The 19884-nt window shown below is 34.1% G+C and carries 23 protein-coding genes and 1 riboswitch; of the genes, 7 read left to right on the top strand and 16 right to left on the bottom strand.

Annotation, left to right across the window (positions count from 1 at the left end; translation table 11 throughout):
• Window positions 1-42 precede the first annotated feature (42 nt).
• Window positions 43-456: a hypothetical protein gene (locus C8C83_RS05790; RefSeq protein WP_121326927.1), complete on the bottom strand. Its 414-nt coding sequence runs from the start codon at window positions 454-456 to the stop codon at window positions 43-45.
• A 155-nt stretch (window positions 457-611) separates the two neighbouring features.
• Between C8C83_RS05790 and greA the strand changes: the two genes are divergently transcribed.
• Window positions 612-1088 carry a transcription elongation factor GreA gene (gene greA / locus C8C83_RS05785; protein WP_121326925.1) on the top strand — a complete coding sequence of 159 codons (477 nt, stop codon included), beginning with the start codon at window positions 612-614 and terminating at the stop codon, window positions 1086-1088.
• 77 nt (window positions 1089-1165) lie between these two features.
• Window positions 1166-1552, top strand: a complete 387-nt coding sequence (locus tag C8C83_RS05780) for an HIT family protein (RefSeq protein WP_121326923.1) — start codon at window positions 1166-1168, stop codon at window positions 1550-1552.
• A gap of 51 nt (window positions 1553-1603) precedes the next feature.
• Here C8C83_RS05780 and C8C83_RS05775 read toward each other — a convergent pair whose 3' ends face one another.
• A complete protein-coding gene (locus C8C83_RS05775) occupies window positions 1604-2761 on the bottom strand; it encodes a HAMP domain-containing sensor histidine kinase (RefSeq protein WP_121326921.1) in 1158 nt (385 codons plus the stop codon).
• A 164-nt stretch (window positions 2762-2925) separates the two neighbouring features.
• On the opposite strand from C8C83_RS05775, the gene C8C83_RS05770 reads away from it, so the two are divergent.
• The 4 genes from C8C83_RS05770 (at window position 2926) to C8C83_RS05755 (ending at window position 5852) form a co-directional block, all read left to right on the top strand.
• A complete protein-coding gene (locus C8C83_RS05770) occupies window positions 2926-3801 on the top strand; it encodes a flavin reductase family protein (protein ID WP_121326919.1) in 876 nt (291 codons plus the stop codon).
• Window positions 3802-3831: 30 nt separating this feature from the next.
• On the top strand, window positions 3832-4203 hold the full coding sequence (locus tag C8C83_RS05765) for a DUF3127 domain-containing protein (RefSeq protein WP_026983757.1): 372 nt from the start codon (window positions 3832-3834) through the stop codon (window positions 4201-4203).
• A 213-nt stretch (window positions 4204-4416) separates the two neighbouring features.
• Window positions 4417-5055: a leucyl/phenylalanyl-tRNA--protein transferase gene (gene aat, locus C8C83_RS05760; RefSeq protein ID WP_121326917.1), complete on the top strand. Its 639-nt coding sequence runs from the start codon at window positions 4417-4419 to the stop codon at window positions 5053-5055.
• A gap of 2 nt (window positions 5056-5057) precedes the next feature.
• Window positions 5058-5852 (top strand): MOSC N-terminal beta barrel domain-containing protein, encoded by a 795-nt coding sequence (locus C8C83_RS05755; protein ID WP_121326915.1) that lies wholly within the window; start codon window positions 5058-5060, stop codon window positions 5850-5852.
• Here the strand turns inward: C8C83_RS05755 and C8C83_RS05750 are convergent.
• The 10 genes from C8C83_RS05750 to C8C83_RS05705 form a co-directional block, all read right to left on the bottom strand.
• Window positions 5849-6559 carry a HesA/MoeB/ThiF family protein gene (locus C8C83_RS05750; RefSeq protein WP_121326913.1) on the bottom strand — a complete coding sequence of 237 codons (711 nt, stop codon included), beginning with the start codon at window positions 6557-6559 and terminating at the stop codon, window positions 5849-5851. The genes C8C83_RS05755 and C8C83_RS05750 overlap by 4 nt on opposite strands.
• Window positions 6560-6654: 95 nt before the next feature.
• The gene (gene thiH, locus C8C83_RS05745) at window positions 6655-7791 is read right to left on the bottom strand and encodes a 2-iminoacetate synthase ThiH (protein ID WP_132011684.1); all 1137 of its coding nucleotides are present in this window, start codon (window positions 7789-7791) and stop codon (window positions 6655-6657) included.
• Between the two features lie 172 nt (window positions 7792-7963).
• Window positions 7964-8740, bottom strand: a complete 777-nt coding sequence (locus C8C83_RS05740) for a thiazole synthase (protein WP_121326911.1) — start codon at window positions 8738-8740, stop codon at window positions 7964-7966.
• On the bottom strand, window positions 8721-9359 hold the full coding sequence (locus C8C83_RS05735) for a thiamine phosphate synthase (protein ID WP_121326909.1): 639 nt from the start codon (window positions 9357-9359) through the stop codon (window positions 8721-8723). Before C8C83_RS05735 ends, C8C83_RS05740 begins: the two co-directional genes overlap by 20 nt.
• On the bottom strand, window positions 9349-10104 hold the full coding sequence (locus C8C83_RS05730) for a hydroxymethylpyrimidine/phosphomethylpyrimidine kinase (RefSeq protein WP_121326907.1): 756 nt from the start codon (window positions 10102-10104) through the stop codon (window positions 9349-9351). Before C8C83_RS05730 ends, C8C83_RS05735 begins: the two co-directional genes overlap by 11 nt.
• The gene (locus tag C8C83_RS05725; RefSeq protein WP_121326905.1) at window positions 10071-10673 is read right to left on the bottom strand and encodes a thiamine phosphate synthase; all 603 of its coding nucleotides are present in this window, start codon (window positions 10671-10673) and stop codon (window positions 10071-10073) included. Before C8C83_RS05725 ends, C8C83_RS05730 begins: the two co-directional genes overlap by 34 nt.
• A gap of 41 nt (window positions 10674-10714) precedes the next feature.
• Window positions 10715-12538 (bottom strand): phosphomethylpyrimidine synthase ThiC, encoded by a 1824-nt coding sequence (gene thiC, locus C8C83_RS05720; protein ID WP_121326903.1) that lies wholly within the window; start codon window positions 12536-12538, stop codon window positions 10715-10717.
• A 246-nt stretch (window positions 12539-12784) separates the two neighbouring features.
• Window positions 12785-12991 carry a sulfur carrier protein ThiS gene (thiS, locus tag C8C83_RS05715; protein ID WP_121326901.1) on the bottom strand — a complete coding sequence of 69 codons (207 nt, stop codon included), beginning with the start codon at window positions 12989-12991 and terminating at the stop codon, window positions 12785-12787.
• Window positions 12992-13076: 85 nt separating this feature from the next.
• Window positions 13077-13174: riboswitch (TPP riboswitch) on the bottom strand.
• 100 nt (window positions 13175-13274) lie between these two features.
• A complete protein-coding gene (locus C8C83_RS05710; RefSeq protein WP_121326899.1) occupies window positions 13275-13844 on the bottom strand; it encodes a DNA-3-methyladenine glycosylase I in 570 nt (189 codons plus the stop codon).
• Window positions 13844-14521 (bottom strand): queuosine precursor transporter, encoded by a 678-nt coding sequence (locus tag C8C83_RS05705; RefSeq protein ID WP_121326897.1) that lies wholly within the window; start codon window positions 14519-14521, stop codon window positions 13844-13846. Before C8C83_RS05705 ends, C8C83_RS05710 begins: the two co-directional genes overlap by 1 nt.
• Before the next feature lie 200 nt (window positions 14522-14721).
• On the opposite strand from C8C83_RS05705, the gene C8C83_RS05700 reads away from it, so the two are divergent.
• Entirely contained in the window at window positions 14722-16800 is a 2079-nt protein-coding gene (locus C8C83_RS05700) for a M3 family metallopeptidase (protein ID WP_121326895.1), read from the top strand.
• Between the two features lie 76 nt (window positions 16801-16876).
• Here C8C83_RS05700 and tsf read toward each other — a convergent pair whose 3' ends face one another.
• The 4 genes from tsf to rplM form a co-directional block, all read right to left on the bottom strand.
• On the bottom strand, window positions 16877-17839 hold the full coding sequence (gene tsf / locus C8C83_RS05695) for a translation elongation factor Ts (RefSeq protein ID WP_121326893.1): 963 nt from the start codon (window positions 17837-17839) through the stop codon (window positions 16877-16879).
• Window positions 17840-17976: 137 nt separating this feature from the next.
• The gene (rpsB, locus tag C8C83_RS05690; RefSeq protein ID WP_121326891.1) at window positions 17977-18759 is read right to left on the bottom strand and encodes a 30S ribosomal protein S2; all 783 of its coding nucleotides are present in this window, start codon (window positions 18757-18759) and stop codon (window positions 17977-17979) included.
• A gap of 185 nt (window positions 18760-18944) precedes the next feature.
• Window positions 18945-19331, bottom strand: coding sequence for a 30S ribosomal protein S9 (rpsI, locus tag C8C83_RS05685; protein ID WP_116752865.1), 387 nt, complete (start codon window positions 19329-19331; stop codon window positions 18945-18947).
• Window positions 19331-19786, bottom strand: coding sequence for a 50S ribosomal protein L13 (gene rplM, locus C8C83_RS05680; protein ID WP_026983738.1), 456 nt, complete (start codon window positions 19784-19786; stop codon window positions 19331-19333). The genes rpsI and rplM overlap by 1 nt, the downstream gene beginning before the upstream one ends.
• Window positions 19787-19884 lie beyond the last annotated feature (98 nt).

Below are 19884 nucleotides of genomic sequence, written 5' to 3'. Positions count from 1 at the left end.
TAAAAAAGCCTGAAAATTTAAAACTTTCAGGCTTTTTTATTTTTAGTTGTAAACGTGAATTACAGTTCCGGAAACTTCAACACGATATTGTTTCAAAGGATATTCTTTGCCTCCAAGTCCGGTAAATAAACTGTAAGAAGATTTATCGCAAGAACAAACGGCATTAATGCCATCAATTGTCATCGCGGTACACGCAGTTATGGCTTGATTTGGACATGCAGCATCAAATGCATTATAACCGCTTCCGGCATTAAAAACAATAATTCCTTTTGCTCCGTAGTTAGGAATGATAACACCATTACTCGGAAATTTAAGATTGGAGTAAGACGGGAGATTCATATCTATCGACAGATTAACAGAATAATTAGGGATATTAGGGTTTTTATTGCTTTTGTTATTATCACTACAAGAGAAGAGTACAGAAACAAAGACGATTATAAGACAGATTTTTTTCATTATTTTAATAAGAATTGGTGAAACAAAAATAAATTATTTAGATTTGAAATTTATATGATTAACATATAATTATGTACTATTAAAAATAATAGTATATTTGTAATACAAAATCCCGTCCCGATGGGATTTTTTGTATTTATATAAACGATGAAGTTATGAGTAAAGTATCTTATTATACCGCAGAAGGATTAAAAAAATTAAAAGATGAGTTGGAGCATTTAAAAAGTGTAATGCGTCCTAAGGCATCTCAAGATATAGCAGAAGCAAGAGACAAAGGTGATTTATCTGAAAACGCCGAGTATGATGCAGCAAAAGAAGCACAAGGATTACTGGAAATGAGAATTAATAAACTGGAAGAAGTATATTCTAATGCAAGATTAATTGACGAATCGCAACTAGATGTTTCAAAAGCATTGGTTCTTTCTAATGTGAAAATTAAGAATCAAAGTAACGGAATGGAAATGAAATATACTCTTGTTGCTGAAAGTGAAGCGGATCTGAAAACTGGAAAAATCTCAGTAACTTCTCCTATTGGAAAAGGTTTACTTGGGAAATCAGTTGGTGAAGTTGCAGAAATCACAGTGCCAAACGGAGTTTTGAAATTCGAAATCCTTGAAATTTCAAGAGACTAAACTTATTTAAAAGTTTAACCGTTTATTTATTTAATCGGTTAATCGATTAAACAAATTACCAAATTAAAGATTACACGATGAGCATATTTACCAAAATAGTAAACGGAGAAATTCCTGCATATAAAATTACTGAAGACGATAATTATTTGGCTTTTTTAGATGTAAATCCAAATGCTAAAGGACATACGCTTTGTATCCCGAAACAAGAAATCGATAAGATTTTTGAGATGGATGATGAATTGTATTTAGGACTAATGAAATTTTCTAAGAAAGTTGCAATAGCTTTAGAGAAAACAGTTCCATGCAAAAGAGTTGGAATGGCAGTTGTTGGTTTAGAAGTGCCACACGCACACGTTCACTTGATTCCGTTAAACGAAATGGATGAAATGCGTTTTCATAATAAAGTAAAGCTTTCTAAAGAAGAATTTGAAGCTTTGGCTAAAAGTATTGCAGCAAATTTGTAAAGTATATAAGGGTTTCGACTTCGCTCAACCTGACAAAAAAAGTGCCGTAAATTATTTTACGGCACTTTTTTTATTTAATGAAATCTGAAATGTAGTTCCTCTTCCAATTTCAGAATGTAAGACCTTTATTTTTCCACAATGATATTCTTCGACTATTCTTTTGGTAAGTGAAAGTCCCAATCCCCAACCGCGTTTTTTGGTGGTGAAACCAGGTTCGAAAATAGTCTTGAACTGATTTTTAGAAATTCCCGTTCCGGAATCTTTTACGTTTATTTTTACATGATGTGTGTCTTGTTCAATCTGAAGATCCAGCGTTCCTTTGCCTTTCATAGCATCAATAGCATTTTTTACTAAGTTTTCGATAGTCCAGCTATATAAAGTTGGGTTAAGCATAGTAAAAATAGGTTCTTCGGGAGCGTGATAAGAAAATGCAACCTGCTTAGAAAAACGAGATTGCAAGTATTTATAAGTACGAAGGGTTTCTGCAATAATATCATGCTCTTCTAAAACAGGAACAGATCCAATTTTAGAAAAACGATCTGTAATTGTTTGTAATCGGTCAATATCTTTTTCTATTTCTAATGTGATCGATTGGTCAATTTCCTCTGTTTTTAAGATTTCAACCCAACCAATTAAAGAAGATAAAGGTGTCCCGATTTGGTGTGCCGTTTCCTTAGCCATTCCTGCCCAAAGTTTGTTTTGAGTGGCCATTTTAGTACTTCGGTAGAAGTTATAAATCAAAGCACCAAACAAAAATATAATTAGTAATAAAGCAACTGGATAATATTTTAGTTTATTTAGCAATGCCGAATTTCCATAATATACTTCCTGACGTCTTCCGGGAGCAAAATCAATAAAAATAGGTTCGTTTTCGCTTTTTAAATTTTTTAAATAAGCCATTGATTTATTATCATCAGCCAGAATTTCTTCTGGAACATTTACAGAACTGATAACTTTATCATACATCGTCAACATAACCGGAACAGTGGTATTGTTGTTCAAAATATCCAATGGAAGATCCAAGTCCGTATTTTCATCTGCATTAACCAATGTTTTTTGAGCATTTGCCCAAAGATTCATTTTAAGACGTTCCTCATTTTTGAAAATTTGGAAAAAAGTATAAGTATTCCAAAGAATCAAAGAGATGATTAAAAAGGAAATAGAAACAATGATCCATCGGGTTGTATTTCTTCTTTCAGAAAAAAGCATAAATTATTTTTTGAGGTATAAATATAACGAAATAAACACATTTAATATTTTATGATTCTTTAAAGATTTTTTTTGCTTTTAAGTCCAAAAGTATTTCTTTGGCAGAAACGATTTTTCTACTTTTGTAGCTTCCGAAACGAGATTCGGTTAAAAAGAGAAATACTATGATTAGCATCGATCCAAAAGAAGTTACAACGGCAAAATTGCATGGGTATTTACAAAGCGCTGTCGGTCCAAGACCAATTGCATTTGCAAGTACAATTAGTACAAAAGGAATCCCGAATTTGTCGCCTTTTAGTTTCTTTAATGTGTTCAGTGCTAATCCGCCAATTTTGGTTTTTTCTCCGGCACGTCGTGTACGTGATAATACCGTAAAACATACTTTGATTAATGCTGAAGCAACTGGTGAAGTAGTAATTAATGTCGTGAATTATGATTTGGTACAACAAACATCATTGGCAAGTACCGAATATGCTGAAGGTGTAAACGAATTTATAAAAGCAGGATTAACACAAATTCCGTCAGATTTAGTAAAACCATATCGGGTAAAAGAGTCTCCGGTGCAGTTTGAATGCAAGATTACGCAGATTATTCCGTTAGGAACAGAAGGCGGAGCAGGAAATTTGATTCTTTGCGAAGTCGTTAAAATGCATATTAACGAAGCTATTTTAGACGAAAACGGAGCAATAGATCAGCATAAAATAGATTTGGTTTCAAGATTGGGAAGTAATTGGTATTCAAGGTCAAATCAAGGACTTTTTGAAGTGCCAAAACCGCTTACAACTTTAGGAGTAGGCGTAGACGTGATTCCTAATTATATTAAGGAAAGCAAAGTGTTTGATGGAAATGATCTTGGAAAATTAGGGAATATAGAAGCCTTGCCTACAACGGAAGAAGTTAGTATATTTGTGAAAGAAAATTTTTCTGTCAAAGGAGTTCTAAGCTCAGACGATCAGGAAAAAGTACATTTAGAAGCTAAAAAATACCTGAATAAAGATGATATTTCATCTGCATGGAAAGTGCTTTTGGCTAAGAAATAAGGAAAGAAACAATAATTAATATAGAAGAAGATGGAAGTTACAGGAAAAGTAAAAGTGGTTAACCCAGAGCAACAAGTTAGTGCTGCATTCAAAAAAAGAGAGTTGGTTGTTACCACAGATGAGCAGTATCCACAGCATATTTTGATCGAATTTACACAAGATAAATGCGATTTATTAAGTAGCTACAAACAAGGAGAGGCAGTAAAAGTTTCTATCAATTTAAGAGGAAGAGAATGGGTTAATCCACAAGGAGAAACCAGATATTTCAATAGTATTCAAGGTTGGAGAATCGAAAGATTAGCACCAGAAGGTCCTGCACAAACAGCTCCAATGCCTGCTGCAGAAGCTTTTGCTCCGGCAACTAATTTAAACGAAGACGAACCAGACGATTTACCTTTCTAAGAAGTAAATTTTAAAGTTATAAATTCCAAATTCCAATTCATAAATATGTAATTGGGGTTTGGAATTTTGTTTTTTATTCTCAGTTTTTGTTTGAAATGACAATATTGAAGACACTTACTATATGTAGACCTTTGTCAAAGTTTTGAACTTTGACAAAGGTTTTAACGAGACGCTTGGAATTTGGAATTTAAAAATTGGAATTTTATTTAAAAGATGCATTATATATTTGAAGAACTATTTTTTCCTCCGGTTTCAGAAGCTGACGAAGAAGGAATTCTGGCAGTTGGTGGCGATTTAAATCCGGAACGATTAGAGTTGGCTTACAAAAGCGGAATTTTTCCTTGGTTTAATGAAGGCGAACCAATTCTTTGGTGGTCACCGGATCCCAGAATGGTTTTGTTTTTGGATGAATTAATTATTTCCAAAAGCATGAGAAATGTATTGAATAGAAATCAGTTTAAAGTTACTCTTAATGCAAGTTTTAAAGACGTGATGTTGAATTGCCAAAAAATAGAACGAGATGGTCAAAACGGAACTTGGATTTCAGACGAAATGATTGATGCATATTGCGAATTGAACAAAAAAGGAATCGCAAAATCTATTGAGGTTTGGCAAGATGAGGTTTTAGTTGGAGGTTTGTATGGTATTGATTTAGGACACGTTTTTTGTGGCGAAAGTATGTTTTCAAAAGTATCAAATGCATCAAAAGTGGCTTTTATAGCTTTGGTTAATTATTTAGAAAAAAAGAATTACAAACTCTTAGATTGTCAGGTTTATAATTCGCATTTAGAGAGTTTAGGCTGTCGCGAAATTGATCGTGATGAATTTATGTCTATTTTAAAAAGTAAATAAAAATGAGTGCAATTCATGTTGTAAAAGAAATCTACATCTATCCGATAAAAAGTTTGGCCGGAATTAGTTGTAAAAATGCTTTCGCAGAAGAAATGGGTTTCGAAAATGATCGCAGATGGATGTTAATTGATGCAGATAATCAAATGATAACGCAGCGAGAACATCGCATTATGAGTCAGTTTTATCCACAAATTTCGGATGGAAAAATCAGCATTACTTTTCAGGATCAAAAACATGAGTTCTCGATTGATGAACATTTAGATAATTCGATAAAAGTTAACGTTTGGGATGATCAAAGCGAAGTAATAGAAGTGAATTCGGCAACTTCTAAATGGTTCAGCGAACATTTAGGTTTTGAATGTAAATTGGTAAAAATAATCAAAAACGGAGATCGTAAACATGAAAGTTCAAGACTAAAAGAAACTTTCAATGTAAGTCTTGCCGATGGTTATCCGTATTTAATGATTGGAAGCGAAAGTTTAGATTTTCTAAATGAAAAACTAACAGATAAAATCACCATTTTAAGATTCCGTCCCAATATTGTCATAAGCAGTCAAAATCCACATGAAGAAGATGATTTTGATACTTTTAAGATTGGAGAAGTTCAATTTAAAAATATAAAACCCTGCGGAAGATGTATCATGGTAAATAATGATCCTGAAAATGGGAAATTAAAAAAAGAACCTCTAAAAACTTTAAGCAAATATAGAAATGTAAATAATTCTGTTTTATTCGGAACAAATATTGTGAGTTTAAATTCTGGAATTATTAGCGTTGGAGATGAGCTTGTTTTCTAGAAATTCAGTTTTGTAAAGTTCCAATTTAACGTATTAAAAAGTACTAATTCATTTTCTAAAGTTGGCAATTCCAAGATTAATTTTAAGGTTTCATGCGCCATCATGGTTCCAATAATTCCTGGTAAAGTTCCTAAAACTCCATTCAAATTGCAATTTGGGACATCTTTTGGATCAGGCATTTCGGGAAATAAATCACGTAGATTTTTACTTCCATTGTGATTAAAAACAGCAATTTGTCCTTCAAATTTTAAAATACTTCCATAGACCAAAGGTTTTTGTAATGTAACACAAGTATCATTTACCAAATAACGAGTTGCAAAATTATCAGAACCATCAACTATAATATCATATTGCTGAATAATTTGGCTTGCATTTTCTGTCGTTAATTTCTCGTTTATAGCTTTAACTTTAATTAAAGGATTTAGTTTTGAAACAACATCTTTAGCAATAAGTGATTTGCTTTGACCAATTTCATTTTCGGTATATAAAATTTGTCTGTGAAGATTATGAATTTCAATAGTGTCAAAATCCATTATCCCAATAAAACCGACTCCAGCCGTCGCAATATATTGTAAAATTGGACAGCCTAAACCTCCGGCGCCAATAACTAAAACCTTTGCTTTTTTTAGTTTTTCTTGTCCTTCATCGCCAATTTCCGGTAATATAGTTTGTCTGTTGTAACGGAGGAATTCTTGTATAATGCTCATTTAATTTAAGTCTTAAAGTTGTAAAGTCGAAGGTCAAAAGTCGAAGGTCAAAAGTCGAAAATGAAAGCTGGAATTGAAGTGAAAAGCATTTTACTTTAGACTTTAAGACTTTCCACTTTATGACTGTATATTTTATCCCAATCTTTCCAAACGGGTTCGTAACCGGAGTTTTTTATAATTTCGGCAATTTCTTGTGCAGAACGTTCGTCGCTAATTTCAAATTGTTCCAAAGATTGCGGATCAACTACATAACCACCGGGATTTGTTTTTGATCCTGCGCTCATACTTGTAACACCAATTGGAATAATATTATTTCTGAATTTTTCATTTTCACGAGTCGAAATCGAGATTTCAAGATCTTCATTCCATAAACGATACGCACAAATAAGTTGTGTTAGATCTTTATCATCCATAATGAAATTAGGTTCGATAATACCTTCCGCAGGACGTAATCTCGGAAATGAAACCGAATATTTTGTCTGCCAATATTTCTTTTGGAGATAATCGAGGTGTAAAGCATTAAAAAAACTATCTGTTCTCCAATCTTCCAAACCTAGCAAAACACCCAAACCAATTTTATGAATTCCGGCAGTTCCTATTCTATCAGGAGTTTCTAATCGATAATCGAAATTTGATTTTTTGCCTTTTGTATGATACTTTTTGTAGACTTCCTGATGATATGTTTCCTGATATACCAAAACCGAATAAACTCCGGCTTCGTGTAAACGTTCGTAATCTTCGGTAGAAAGAGGTTGAACTTCAACAGAAATAATAGAAAACTGCTTTCTAATTAAGGCAATCGCGTTCAGGAAATAATTGATGTTTACGGTATAATTTGCTTCACCGGTTACTAATAAAACATGATCAAAACCAGTATTTTTCAAAGCTTCGACTTCGAGTTTAATTTCGGCATCAGAAAGTGTTTTTCGCTTGATTTTATTGTCTAAACTAAAACCACAATAAGTGCAAATGTTCTGACATTCGTTACTTAAATAAAGCGGAGCATACATTTGAATTGTTTTGCCAAAACGTTTTTTGGTGATTTCATGACATTGTTGCGCCATTTGCTCTAAATAATTTTGTGCAACGGGAGAAATCAAAACCAAAAAGTCATCAAGATTTCGTTTGGTTTTAAACAAAGAACGCTCGACATCTTTTGATGAGGTTTGGTATATTTTAGATTGAATGGAATCCCAGTTATATTGTTCAAAAACGGATTTAAATGTTTTCATAGGTGTGTGGTTTTTACCGGAAAAGTTTTTTACCGCAAAGAGCGCTAAGATTTACGCAAAGTTCGCTAAGTTTTGAGCTCTTATTTGATAGAACAAAGTCCGCAAAGCTTTGTGAACTTTGCGAAAAAACCTTGCGTACTTTGCGGTAAAAAAAACTCATTACAATTAAATTTTAGTCATATAAAAAAGATGTCAAAGGACTAGAAGCTACAGCAAAATTGTGCTGATTCGCAATTTTAGCTTCAAAAGCCTTCCTGCCAGCAATAACAGCTTCTTTAAAAGCCTCAGCCATTAGTTTCGGATTTCCGGCAACAGCAATTGCGGTATTTACTAAAACAGCATCAGCGCCAATTTCCATAGCTTTTGCAGCGTCTGATGGAGCGCCAATTCCTGCATCTACAATTACAGGAACAGTACTTTGTTCGATGATAATCTCTAAGAAATCGATAGTTTTTAAGCCTTTATTACTGCCAATTGGAGAACCTAGCGGCATAACCGCTGTTGTTCCTGCGCTTTCTAAATGTTTACACAAGACTGGATCTGCGTGAATATAAGGCAGAACAAAAAAACCAAGTTTAGCTAGTTCTTCGGTTGCTTTTAAAGTTTCGATGGGATCTGGCATTAAGTATTTTGGATCCGGATGAATCTCTAATTTTATCCAATTTGTTTCTAAAGCTTCACGTGCTAATTGAGCCGCAAAAACAGCTTCTTTTGCATTTCGGGCTCCCGAAGTATTAGGTAATAAATTGATGTTTGGATGTTTTAAATGCGATAAAATAACATCCGTTTCTGTTTCGAGATCGATACGTTTTAAGGCAACGGTTACCAATTCACTTTCAGAAGCCAGAATAGCTTCTTCCATTTCAAGGTTTGAACCAAATTTTCCCGTTCCTAAAAACAAACGGGATTTAAAGGTTTTATCTCTAATGTTAAACAATGACGTTTGCATATAACTTTTCGTTTAATTGTTGAATTAATTTTTTCTTTTCGTCACTTTCTGTGATCATTCCGGAAACGGCAATTCCGTGAATTCCGGTTTCTATTAACGGGCTAATGTCTTTTAAATCTATTCCGCCAATGGCATAAACCGGAATCGAAATTTTGTTTTTTTTCAGTTTTTGAAGAATTTCAAAATAACCGGATAAGCCTAAAATTGGACTTAATTTCTCTTTTGTGGCAGTAAATCTAAAAGGACCTAAACCAATATAATCACAGCCATTTTTTACGTGGTTTTCAATATCTTCAAAAGTATTTGCTGTTCCTCCAATGATTTTTGTATTTCCTAAAATTGCCCTTGCTTCGGCAATATTCATATCGGTTAAACCTAAATGAACTCCGTCTGCAGCAATTTGCTGCGCGAGATAGAGATTGTCGTTTACGATAAAATTGGCGAGATATTCTTCGCATAAAAATTTTACCGCTTCCGCTAAAGCAAAAGTATCTTTGGTAGTTTGATCTTTGAAACGCATTTGTATCCAATCACATCCGGCATCGAGAGCGTGATGAATATTATATAATTGTTCTTCGATTGTTTTTCCTTGTGAGATATATTGCAATTTATTGTACATAATGATATCCGATTAAATGTTTAGTTGAACTCAGGTATTTTTCTATGTAGGTTTTAGCATTTTTACAAGCCTCCTTTGGAGTTTGATTCAATGCGAGATTTGCGGCGAGTGCTGATGATAAAACACAACCGGAGCCATGTTTTTCAAAGCATTTTTTTTCTGAGGGCAATAAATCAATAATTTCATTTTTAAGGAATAGACGATCAGTGCCAATTTCATCCGGATTATGTCCTCCTTTTAGCAAAATGTTAGTTGATATTTCATCTTTAAGCCAAAGTTCATCTGAAACAAAACCGGGAAATAAAATTTCAATTTCATTATAATTTGGCGTAATCAAATCGATTTTCGATAGAACTTTATTCAAATCTAATCGGTCTTCAATACTGATGAATTCAAATTTTGTTGTTGATTTTAAAACCGGATCCCAAACAATTTGAGTAGTTGGAGCTAGTAGTTTTATGGTCGAAAGAATTCGGTTTAAATAATGTAAAGAAGGTACGATTCCAATTTTTACCGTACTGATTTTATAATTTTGAAATAACGTTTCAATAGAACGAATTACAAAATTCACATTTGTCCATTCAATGTCATAAAACTCATTTTCAGTCTGAATTGTGTTAGCAGTTGTAATTGCAAAACCAGTTACCTTATGTTGTTCAAATGTTTTGATATCTGCCAAAACACCAGCACCACCAGTTGGATCAAAACCCGCTATACTGAGAACGAAAGGGCGATTTTCTGACATAATTTGAATTGTTTTATTGGGTTTTCATTGTTCCAGATAGCTCCTAAAAGCGCTACATCATCAAATCCGTTTTCAAGTGTTTTTTTGATGTTTTCAGAATCAATTCCGCCCAAAGCGATGACTTTTGTATTGTAATTTGTTCTTGATTTTAATGATTCAAAAAGGTTTTCTTTCGGATGATAATCTTCTTTAGAAATACTTTTAAAAACAGGACTTAAAAAGGCATAATCAAAATCATTTTCTAAAGAATTAAAATCTTCGATGGAATGTGTTGATGTTGATTTATACCTACAAGGTTTTGGAAACCTTGCAGGAAAGTCATGAGATTTTTTTCTTTCTTTTTCTGAAAAATGAATTCGGTTAATACCAAAATCTTCTGCTAAATCATGATGACTGTGTAAAACCAAATTTGACCTATATTCTAATTTTATCTGCTTGATAAATTCCACCATTTCAATCTCAGAAAAATCAGGTTTCCTGATATGAAGCAAAGACAATCCTTCTTCAAACAAAGCATCTATGATGTTGATTTCATTTGCAATAGCAGAAGGATTTGTAATTACAATCATAATCTATTTTCTTTATTCTTTATTCTTTCCTCTATTTTCTTTTAGATATAAATCTCTTTCCCTTGCTCAATAAATTCTTCTGATTTCTCCTGCATACCTTTTTCGGCGGCTGCTACATCACGTATTTCCTGAGATATTTTCATAGAACAGAATTTTGGGCCACACATCGAACAGAAATGCGCTACTTTTGCTCCGTCAGCAGGAAGAGTTTCATCATGAAATTCTCTAGCCGTATCTGGATCTAATGATAAATTAAACTGATCTTCCCAACGGAATTCAAAACGGGCTTTACTTAAAGCATTATCACGATATTGTGCTCCCGGATGACCTTTGGCTAAATCAGCGGCATGTGCAGAAATTTTATAAGTGATAACGCCATCTTTTACGTCTTTTTTATTGGGTAATCCAAGATGCTCTTTTGGCGTTACATAACACAACATTGCGCAGCCGTACCAGCCAATCATTGCGGCTCCAATTGCAGATGTAATATGATCGTAACCTGGTGCAATATCAGTAGTTAAAGGACCAAGAGTGTAAAAAGGGGCTTCGCTGCAATGTTCTAATTGCTTGTCCATATTTTCTTTAATCATGTGCATTGGCACGTGACCCGGACCTTCAATGAAAACCTGAACATCGTGTTTCCACGCGATTTTTGTTAGTTCGCCTAAAGTTTCTAATTCGGCAAATTGAGCTGCATCGTTGGCATCAGCAATTGAACCTGGACGCAAACCATCGCCTAATGAGAAAGCAACATCGTATTGCTTCATGATTTCGCAAATTTCCTCAAAATGCGTGTACAAAAAGTTTTCTTTATGATGAAATAAACACCATTTTGCCATGATTGATCCACCACGAGAAACAATTCCGGTAACGCGATCTGCTGTTAAATGAATGTAGCGCAATAAAACTCCAGCATGAATGGTAAAATACGAAACACCTTGTTCGGCTTGTTCGATTAATGTATCGCGGAAAACTTCCCAAGTTAAATCTTCGGCGATTCCTTTTACTTTTTCTAAAGCCTGATAAATAGGAACGGTACCAATTGGAACCGGAGAATTACGAATAATCCATTCTCTGGTTTCGTGAATATTTTTTCCAGTTGATAAATCCATAATTGTATCAGCACCCCAACGGCAAGCCCAAACGGCTTTTTCAACTTCTTCTTCGATGCTTGAGGTTACTGCACTGTTTCCGATATTAGCATTTATTTTTACCAAAAAGTTACGTCCAACAATCATGGGTTCGCTTTCAGGATGATTGATGTTGTTAGGAATTATAGCTCTTCCGCAAGCAACTTCACTTCGAACAAATTCGGGTGTTATTTTGCTTTTTGGAGTATTTGCGCCAAAACTATGTCCCGAATGCTGACATTGCATTGCTTTGGTTTGTTCGTTTAATAACTCGATTCGTTGATTTTCACGAATTGCGATATATTCCATTTCTGGAGTTATGATACCTTGTTTTGCGTAGTATAATTGCGTCACATTTGCGCCTTTTTTGGCACGTTTAGGCTGATGTAAATATTCAAAACGAAGGTGATTCAGGCTTTCATCTTTTAATCGGCTTTGACCGTAGTCAGAAGTTATTTCGCTTAAAATTTCGACATCATTTCGATCCAGAATCCAACTTTCGCGTAAGCGTGGCAAACCTTTACGAATGTCAATTTCGATGTTAGGATCTGTGTAAGGCCCGGAAGTATCGTAAATTGTTACTGGAGGATTTTTCTCAATTCCGCCGTTTGAAAGTTTAGTATCGCTAAGAATAACTTCTCGCATAGCGACTTTTATAGGATGAATTTCTCCATTAACATATACTTTATTGGAGTTCGGAAAAGGAGTTCTGGAAATTTGTTCTTCTGTAGTCATAGCTTGTGAATTGTAAAATGTGTGTTGTAAAATGGTTTTCCGTAGAGGCGCACAGCAGTGCGTCTTTTTTAGGTGTTTTTGTTGTAATTTTTGTTTTTCTGCTAGGGATAGGAGTGTAAAGCCCGTAAAGGAGGAAACCGTAAAAAATAAGGATTAGGAAAGCGACCAACGGAAGCTTTTCTAAGACTATATTTTTTTGGTTGGCGACTGCGGACTTGAAACGTATAGCCCGTTTAAGCAGCCATATTATCCGCCTTGTGTTGCTGAAATAATTAAAATTTCGTCAGTTTCTTGTACGAAGTGTTGGTTCCAGTTGAGTTTTGGAACGACAGTATTATTTACAGCAACGGCAATTCCGTTTTGTTTGTTGGGAATTTCGAGATCGAGCAATGATTGAACGCTTAGCGATTCAGCATTGAATTGTTTGATTTGTTGGTTGATTTTTATTTCCATTCCTTTGTTTTTTAGGTTTGTCTAAGATTCATGATAATGAATCTTTACCTTAGGAATGGCTACAATTGCGCGTAAAAATGCGCGCAGAAGTCATCTTACTTTTCCCTACGCTAGTATGAACTAGATCAGGTTCAGAGGGTAAAATCTCAGCCTACAAAGTTGTAGACACCCCTAAAGTGTGAAGCAAATATAATGTTTTTTTTAAAGTTTTCAGTTTTCAGTCACAGTTTTCAGTGTTTAACTTAAAACTATCACGTTTTAAAGAGCTGAAAACTGCGACTGATTACTGAACTCTTTTCCAGCAATCTTCCGCATGATCATTGACCATTCCAGTGGCTTGCATATGTGCGTAAATTACGGTTGAACCTACGAATTTAAAGCCTCTTTTTTTTAAATCTTTGCTGATTTCGTCAGAAAGTGGAGTAGTAGCGGGAACGTCTTTTGATGTTTTTGGATTATTGATGATTGGTTTTCCGTTGGTAAATTTCCAAATATAATCAGAGAAACTTCCAAATTCTTCCTGAATTTTTATAAATGCCTGTGCGTTTGAAACGGAAGATTTTATTTTGAGTTTGTTGCGGATAATTCCGGTATTTTCCAATAATTCGGCTATTTTATTTTCGGAATAATTCGCGATTTTTTTATAATCGAAATGATCGAAAGCTACTCTGAAATTTTCTCGTTTATTTAAAATTGTAATCCAGCTTAAACCAGCCTGAAAAGTTTCCAGAATTAAAAATTCGAATAAAGTAGGATCATCATAAACCGGAACACCCCATTCTTCGTCATGATATTTTTTGTATAAATCGCTGGAAGTGCACCAACCACATCGAATAAGTTCTTGTGTTGCCATTATTCTGGGTTTTTATTCTCTTTATGAGAAGGATCGTTTTCTAGATAATTTTTAATCAAATGATGTCCGGCATAAATCGCAGGGGTTAATACGACAGCAACAGTAAGCTTGAATATATATCCGGTTAATCCTGATGAAATAAAGGTGTCAAAATCGATTTTTCCCGGAAGCCAAAAAGCGATTCCAAGTACGATAAAAGAATCAAATAATTGTGAAATTACAGTTGATCCGGTGGTTCTGAGCCATATTTTTCGTTCGCCGGTTCGTCTTTTGAAAAACCAAAATATCCAAACATCAATTAATTGTGAAGCCATAAAGGCAATTAAACTTCCGACAATTATCCACATACTTTGCCCAAAAACCGCGTGAAATTGTTCGTCATTTACGGGACTTATTCCTTTTGCTGCCGGAATAACGATTGCCATGAATAATATTAAAAAAGCGTAGGCAATTAAGCAAGCCGTTATAAAAGAGAGCTTTTTTACTCCTTTTTCTCCAAAATATTCATTGATTAAATCTGTTGTAAGGAATACAATGGGCCACGGTAAAATTCCGATACTCATTACAAATGGACCAATTTGGATTAATTTCCCCCCAATAAGTTCTGCGACAACTGCATTGGTGATAAAGATTCCTGCTAGAATTACAAAGACAATTTCTCTTCTGGTTTTAAACATGTTTGTGGCATAAATGATGTTTCAAATTTAAGTTATTTCTTTTTAAGTTGAAGTATCTGCTTGCGAATTGTGTTTCGTGCAGTTTATAAATATGGTTTGTTAAACTTTATTTTGATTTCTGATTTTTTGGGTACTTTTGGATAAAGGAGAACTTGTTTTTCTTTTTTAATTAACAACACAAAATAAATATCAATTATATCATGAGTGAGACTTCATTAACTGTTGATGAAAAAATAAATGCTAATAATCCATTACTTCAAAAATGGAGTGGATCATATGGCGGAGTTCCTGCTTTTAACGAATATAAGGTTGCAGATTTTAAACCTGCAATAGAAATAGCGATTAAGGAAAATTTAAATGAATTTGATGCTATTGCCAACAATCCCGAGGCTGCAACATTTGAGAATACTATTGCTGCATTAGAAAACTCAGGAAAAAAGATTGCGCGAATTCATACTGCTTTTGGAATTTATAGTTCGAATATTTATACGTCCGAATTTGGAATTGTAGAAACAGAAATGTCTCCAAAACTGTCTGCTTTAAATGATAAAATGTATCAGAATAAAAAGCTTTTCTCCCGAATAGAGACTTTATATAATTCTAATGAAAAAGAGAAATTGAATAGCGAACAGCAACGTTTGATTTGGTTGTATTATACTGATTTTGTTCGAGAAGGCGCTGAATTGGATGATTTAAATAAAGAAAAAGTAGGGAAAATTAATCAGGAATTAGCAACGCTTTTTACAAGATTTAGTCAAAATTTATTAGCGGAAGAAAACAATCAGTTTATTGAATTGAAAGAGGAGGGAGATTTTGATGGTTTACCTTTAGAAATAAAAAATGCTGCAATTGCTGAAGCAAAAAATCGTAAGCTTGATGCTTTGGGATGTATTGTTAATACTCGTTCTTCTATTGAACCATTTTTGACATTTTCTGATCGTAGAGATTTAAGAGAAAAAGCATTTGATATTTTTGTAAAACGCGGTGATAATGGTAACGAAAATGATACTAACGAAACGCTTATTACCATTTTGAAATTGCGAAGCGAAAAGGCGAAATTACTTGGATTTCCTTCTTTTGCACATTGGAGTCTGTCGAATAAAATGGCAAAAGATCCTGAGAAAACATTAGAATTGATGCATTCTGTTTGGAAACCCGCTGTAGAAAAGGTGCATCAGGATGTTGTTGAAATGCAGAAAATAGTAGATGCCGAAGGAGATAATTTTAAAATTCAACCGTGGGATTATCGTTATTATGCAGAGAAAGTAAGAAAGGCAAAATATAGTTTAGATCAAAACGAGATTAAACAATACTTGCAGCTTGAGAATTTGCGTGAAGGAATGTTTTGGGTTGCAGGAGAATTATTTGATTTAAGTTTTGAGCAAATTACTAATGTTCCGGTATATCATAAAGATGTGCGTGTTTGGGAAGTTAGTAATAAGGTCTTGGGCAAAACAATTGGGTTGTGGTATTTTGATCCTTATGCAAGAACAGGAAAGCGTTCAGGCGCATGGATGAGTTCTTATCGTGATCAGCAAAAGTTAGAAAATATGCTTCCAATTGTTTCCAATAATTGCAATTTTATAAAAGGAGATGGAAACGAATCCGTTTTGATTTCCTGGGATGATGCTACGACTTTGTTTCATGAATTTGGTCATGCTCTTCATGGATTGTGTTCGAATGTTACGTATCCTAGTTTGTCCGGAACGTCAGTAGCGAGAGATTATGTTGAGTTTCCTTCACAGATTTTTGAACATTGGTTAGCAACTCCTGAGGTGTTGAATAAGTTTGCTTTGCATTATAAAACAAATGAGCCATTGCCACAATCAATGGTAGAGAAAATTGAATTGGCTGCTAATTTTAATGAAGGTTTTGCAACTGTGGAAACGATATCGAGTTCTTTTGTAGATATGAAGCTTCATTTGACAACTGAAACGATTGATCCTGTAAAGTTCGAAAAAGAAACTTTGGCAGCGCTTAATATGCCGTCAGAGATTGTAATGCGTCATCGTATTCCGCAATTTGCGCATATTTTTTCGAGTGATGGTTATGCGGCTGGTTATTATAGTTATTTATGGGCAGATGTAATCAATGCTGATGCTTATGAGGCTTTTACGGAAGCAAACGGACCTTATGACAAAGTAGTTGCAAAAAGATTACTTGACACTATTTTTAGTGTTGGAAATACGATTGATAACGAAAAAGGATATGAGAATTTTAGAGGAAGAGCTCCAAAGTCTGATGCTTTGATGCGAGCGAGAAATTTTCCTGTTGAATAAAAGATTTCAAGTTTATAAAAATAAAAAAGCCCGAATAAATAAATATTCGGGCTTTTTATATTGAAATAATAATATATTAACCTAAAGTAACTCTTTTGAAACCTGTGATTTCAACATTGTATCCTTTAACGTAATCACCAACTTTTTTACTATCGTCTTTGATAAAGTTTTGATCTAACAAAGCTTTTTCTTGATCTAAAGTAGTGTTGTCAGAGATGAAACGTTGAACTTTTCCTGGGATAATTTTGTCCCAAATTTGCTCTGGTTTACCTTCAGCTTTTAATTCAGCTTTAGCATCTTCTTCAGCTTGTTTTAAAACTTCTTCAGTTAATTGAGAGAAAGAAATATATTTAGGAACATTTTTCAAAGTTTTTCCTAAACGTTTTGCTTCTTCATTATCTTTTTCGATTACAGCAATACGAGCAGCAAGTTCAGATTCAACGAAAGCAGGATCAAAATCTTTGTAAGATAATGTATCAGCTCCCATAGAAGCAACTTGCATAGAAACATCTTTAGTTAAAACGTCAGCATTAGGAATTGCAGCAGAAATTGCAGTTAATGCAGCAATTTTGTTAACGTGAACATAAGATCCAACAAAAGCACCTTCTAAAATTTCAAAACCACCGATTTCGATTTTTTCTCCGATAACTCCAGTTTGCTCAATTAATTTTTCAGCAACAGTAATTCCGTTGAAATCTGAAGCTAAGAATTCTTCTTTATTAGAGAAGTTAATAGCTCTTTCAACTAAATCTTTAGCTAAAGTTACGAAAGCTTCGTTTTTACCTACGAAATCTGTCTCACAGTTTAAAGTGATGATAGCTCCTTTAGTATTGTCAGCATTGATAAAAGAAACAGCAGCTCCTTCAGAAGACTCACGGTCAGAACGGTTAGCAGCAACTTTTTGTCCTTTTTCTCTAAGGACTTGTATCGCTTTATCGAAATCTCCGTCAGCTTCAACTAAAGCTTTTTTACAGTCCATCATTCCGGCACCTGTAGATTGTCTTAATTTATTTACGTCTGCAGCAGTAATTGTTGCCATAATATTTTGAATTTTAATGTTAAAAGTAAAAATTCCATCTTCTAAATCCCAAACTCCAATTTTATTAAATTATCAACATAACGTTTTTAATTTTGTATTTGGAATTTGGAATTTAAAATTTGGAATTTAAATTTGATTTATTCTTCAGTTGCAGGAGCAGCTTCAACAGCAGGAGCAGCAGCTTCAGCAGCAGGAGCTTCTTCTGTGAAAACTTCAGCTTCTTTATCAGAACCTCTGTCAGAAAGACCTTCGATTACAGCAGCAGTTACTAAAGATAAAATTTTGTCAATTGATTTAGAAGCATCATCATTTGCAGGAATAACGTAATCAACCTCTCTTGGGTCAGAATTCGTATCAACCATTGCGAAAACTGGAATGTTTAATTTTTGTGCTTCTTTTATTGCGATGTGTTCAGCTTTGATATCTACTACGAACAATGCTGCAGGTAGTCTAGACATATCAGCAATTGAACCTAAGTTTTTCTCTAATTTAGCACGTAGACGATCAACTTGCAAACGCTCTTTTTTAGATAACGTCATGAAAGTACCATCTTTCTTCATTTTATCAATAGAAGACATTTTTTTAACTGCCTTTCTGATAGTTACAAAGTTAGTTAGCATTCCACCAGGCCATCTTTCAGTGATGTAAGGCATGTTTGCAGCTTTTGCTTTATCAGCAACGATGTCTTTAGCTTGTTTTTTGGTAGCTACGAATAAGATTTTTCTACCTGATGCAGCGATTTTTTTCAAAGCTTCGTTAGCTTCTTCGATTTTTGCTGCAGTTTTATATAGATTGATAATGTGAATACCATTACGCTCCATATAAATGTAAGGGGCCATGTTTGGATCCCATTTTCTAGTCATGTGTCCAAAGTGAACACCTGCTTCTAGTAAGTCTTTTACTTCTATTTTGTTTGCCATTTTTGTACTAGTTTACGTTCTGTTGATTAGCAATGTATAAATGGCGGTTTCTTTTGGATTCCTGGCTTTATACATTTAGATGCTAAACTATATCCTACCTCGATAGGAGAGCAACAACAACTGTGTTTTTTAATTTCAATAAATAATTGATAGTGTCTTGTACCATATGCACAAGACAGGTAATATTAACGTTTAGAGAATTGGAATCTCTTACGAGCTTTCTTCTGACCGAATTTCTTACGTTCAACCATTCTTGGATCTCTTGTTAATAAACCTTCTGGTTTTAAGATAGCTCTGTTTTCGATGTTCACTTCACACATTACACGTGCTAATGCCATTCTTACGGCTTCTGCTTGTCCAGTTGAACCACCTCCGTAAACGTTTACTTTTACATCAAAGTTACCAGCATTTTCTGTCATAGATAATGGTTGTAAAACTTTGTATTGTAAAGTTGCAGTTGGAAAGTAAGTTGCGAATTCTTTTTTGTTTACAGTGATTTTACCTGTTCCTTCAGAAACATATACACGTGCAACAGCGGTTTTTCTTCTACCGATTTTGTGAATAACTCCCATTACTTAAGATCGTTTAGGTTAACAGTTCTAGGTTTTTGAGCTCCGTGAGTATGCTCAGCACCTACAACAACATTTAGATTTCTAAAAAGTTCAGCTCCTAATTTATTTTTAGGTAACATTCCTTTTACAGCTTTCTCTACTAATAATGCAGGGTTTTTAGATTGCAATACTTTAGCAGTTAAAGTTCTTTGTCCTCCTGGGTAACCTGTATGACGCATGTAAATTTTGTCATTCATTTTTGTACCTGTAAGGTTAATTTTTTCTGAGTTGATAACAATTACGTTATCTCCACAGTCAACGTGTGGTGTGTAACTTGGCTTGTACTTACCTCTTAAGATCATCGCAACCTTTGAAGCAAGACGACCTAAGTTATGACCTTCTGCATCAACAACAATCCACTCTTTTGTTACAGTGGCTTTGCTAGCTGAAATTGTCTTGTAGCTTAATGCGTCCATAATATTATTTTAATTAAACATTCCATCCCCAATAAAGGGGATGCAAAAGTACAATTAATTATTTTAAAACCAAATACCTGAAAAGAATATTTTATATG

It is taken from the genome of Flavobacterium sp. 90 (assembly GCF_004339525.1).
GTDB lineage: Bacteria > Bacteroidota > Bacteroidia > Flavobacteriales > Flavobacteriaceae > Flavobacterium.
Note: the sequence above shows the minus strand (reverse complement) of the source record. Positions and strands in the feature narration are given on the sequence as shown.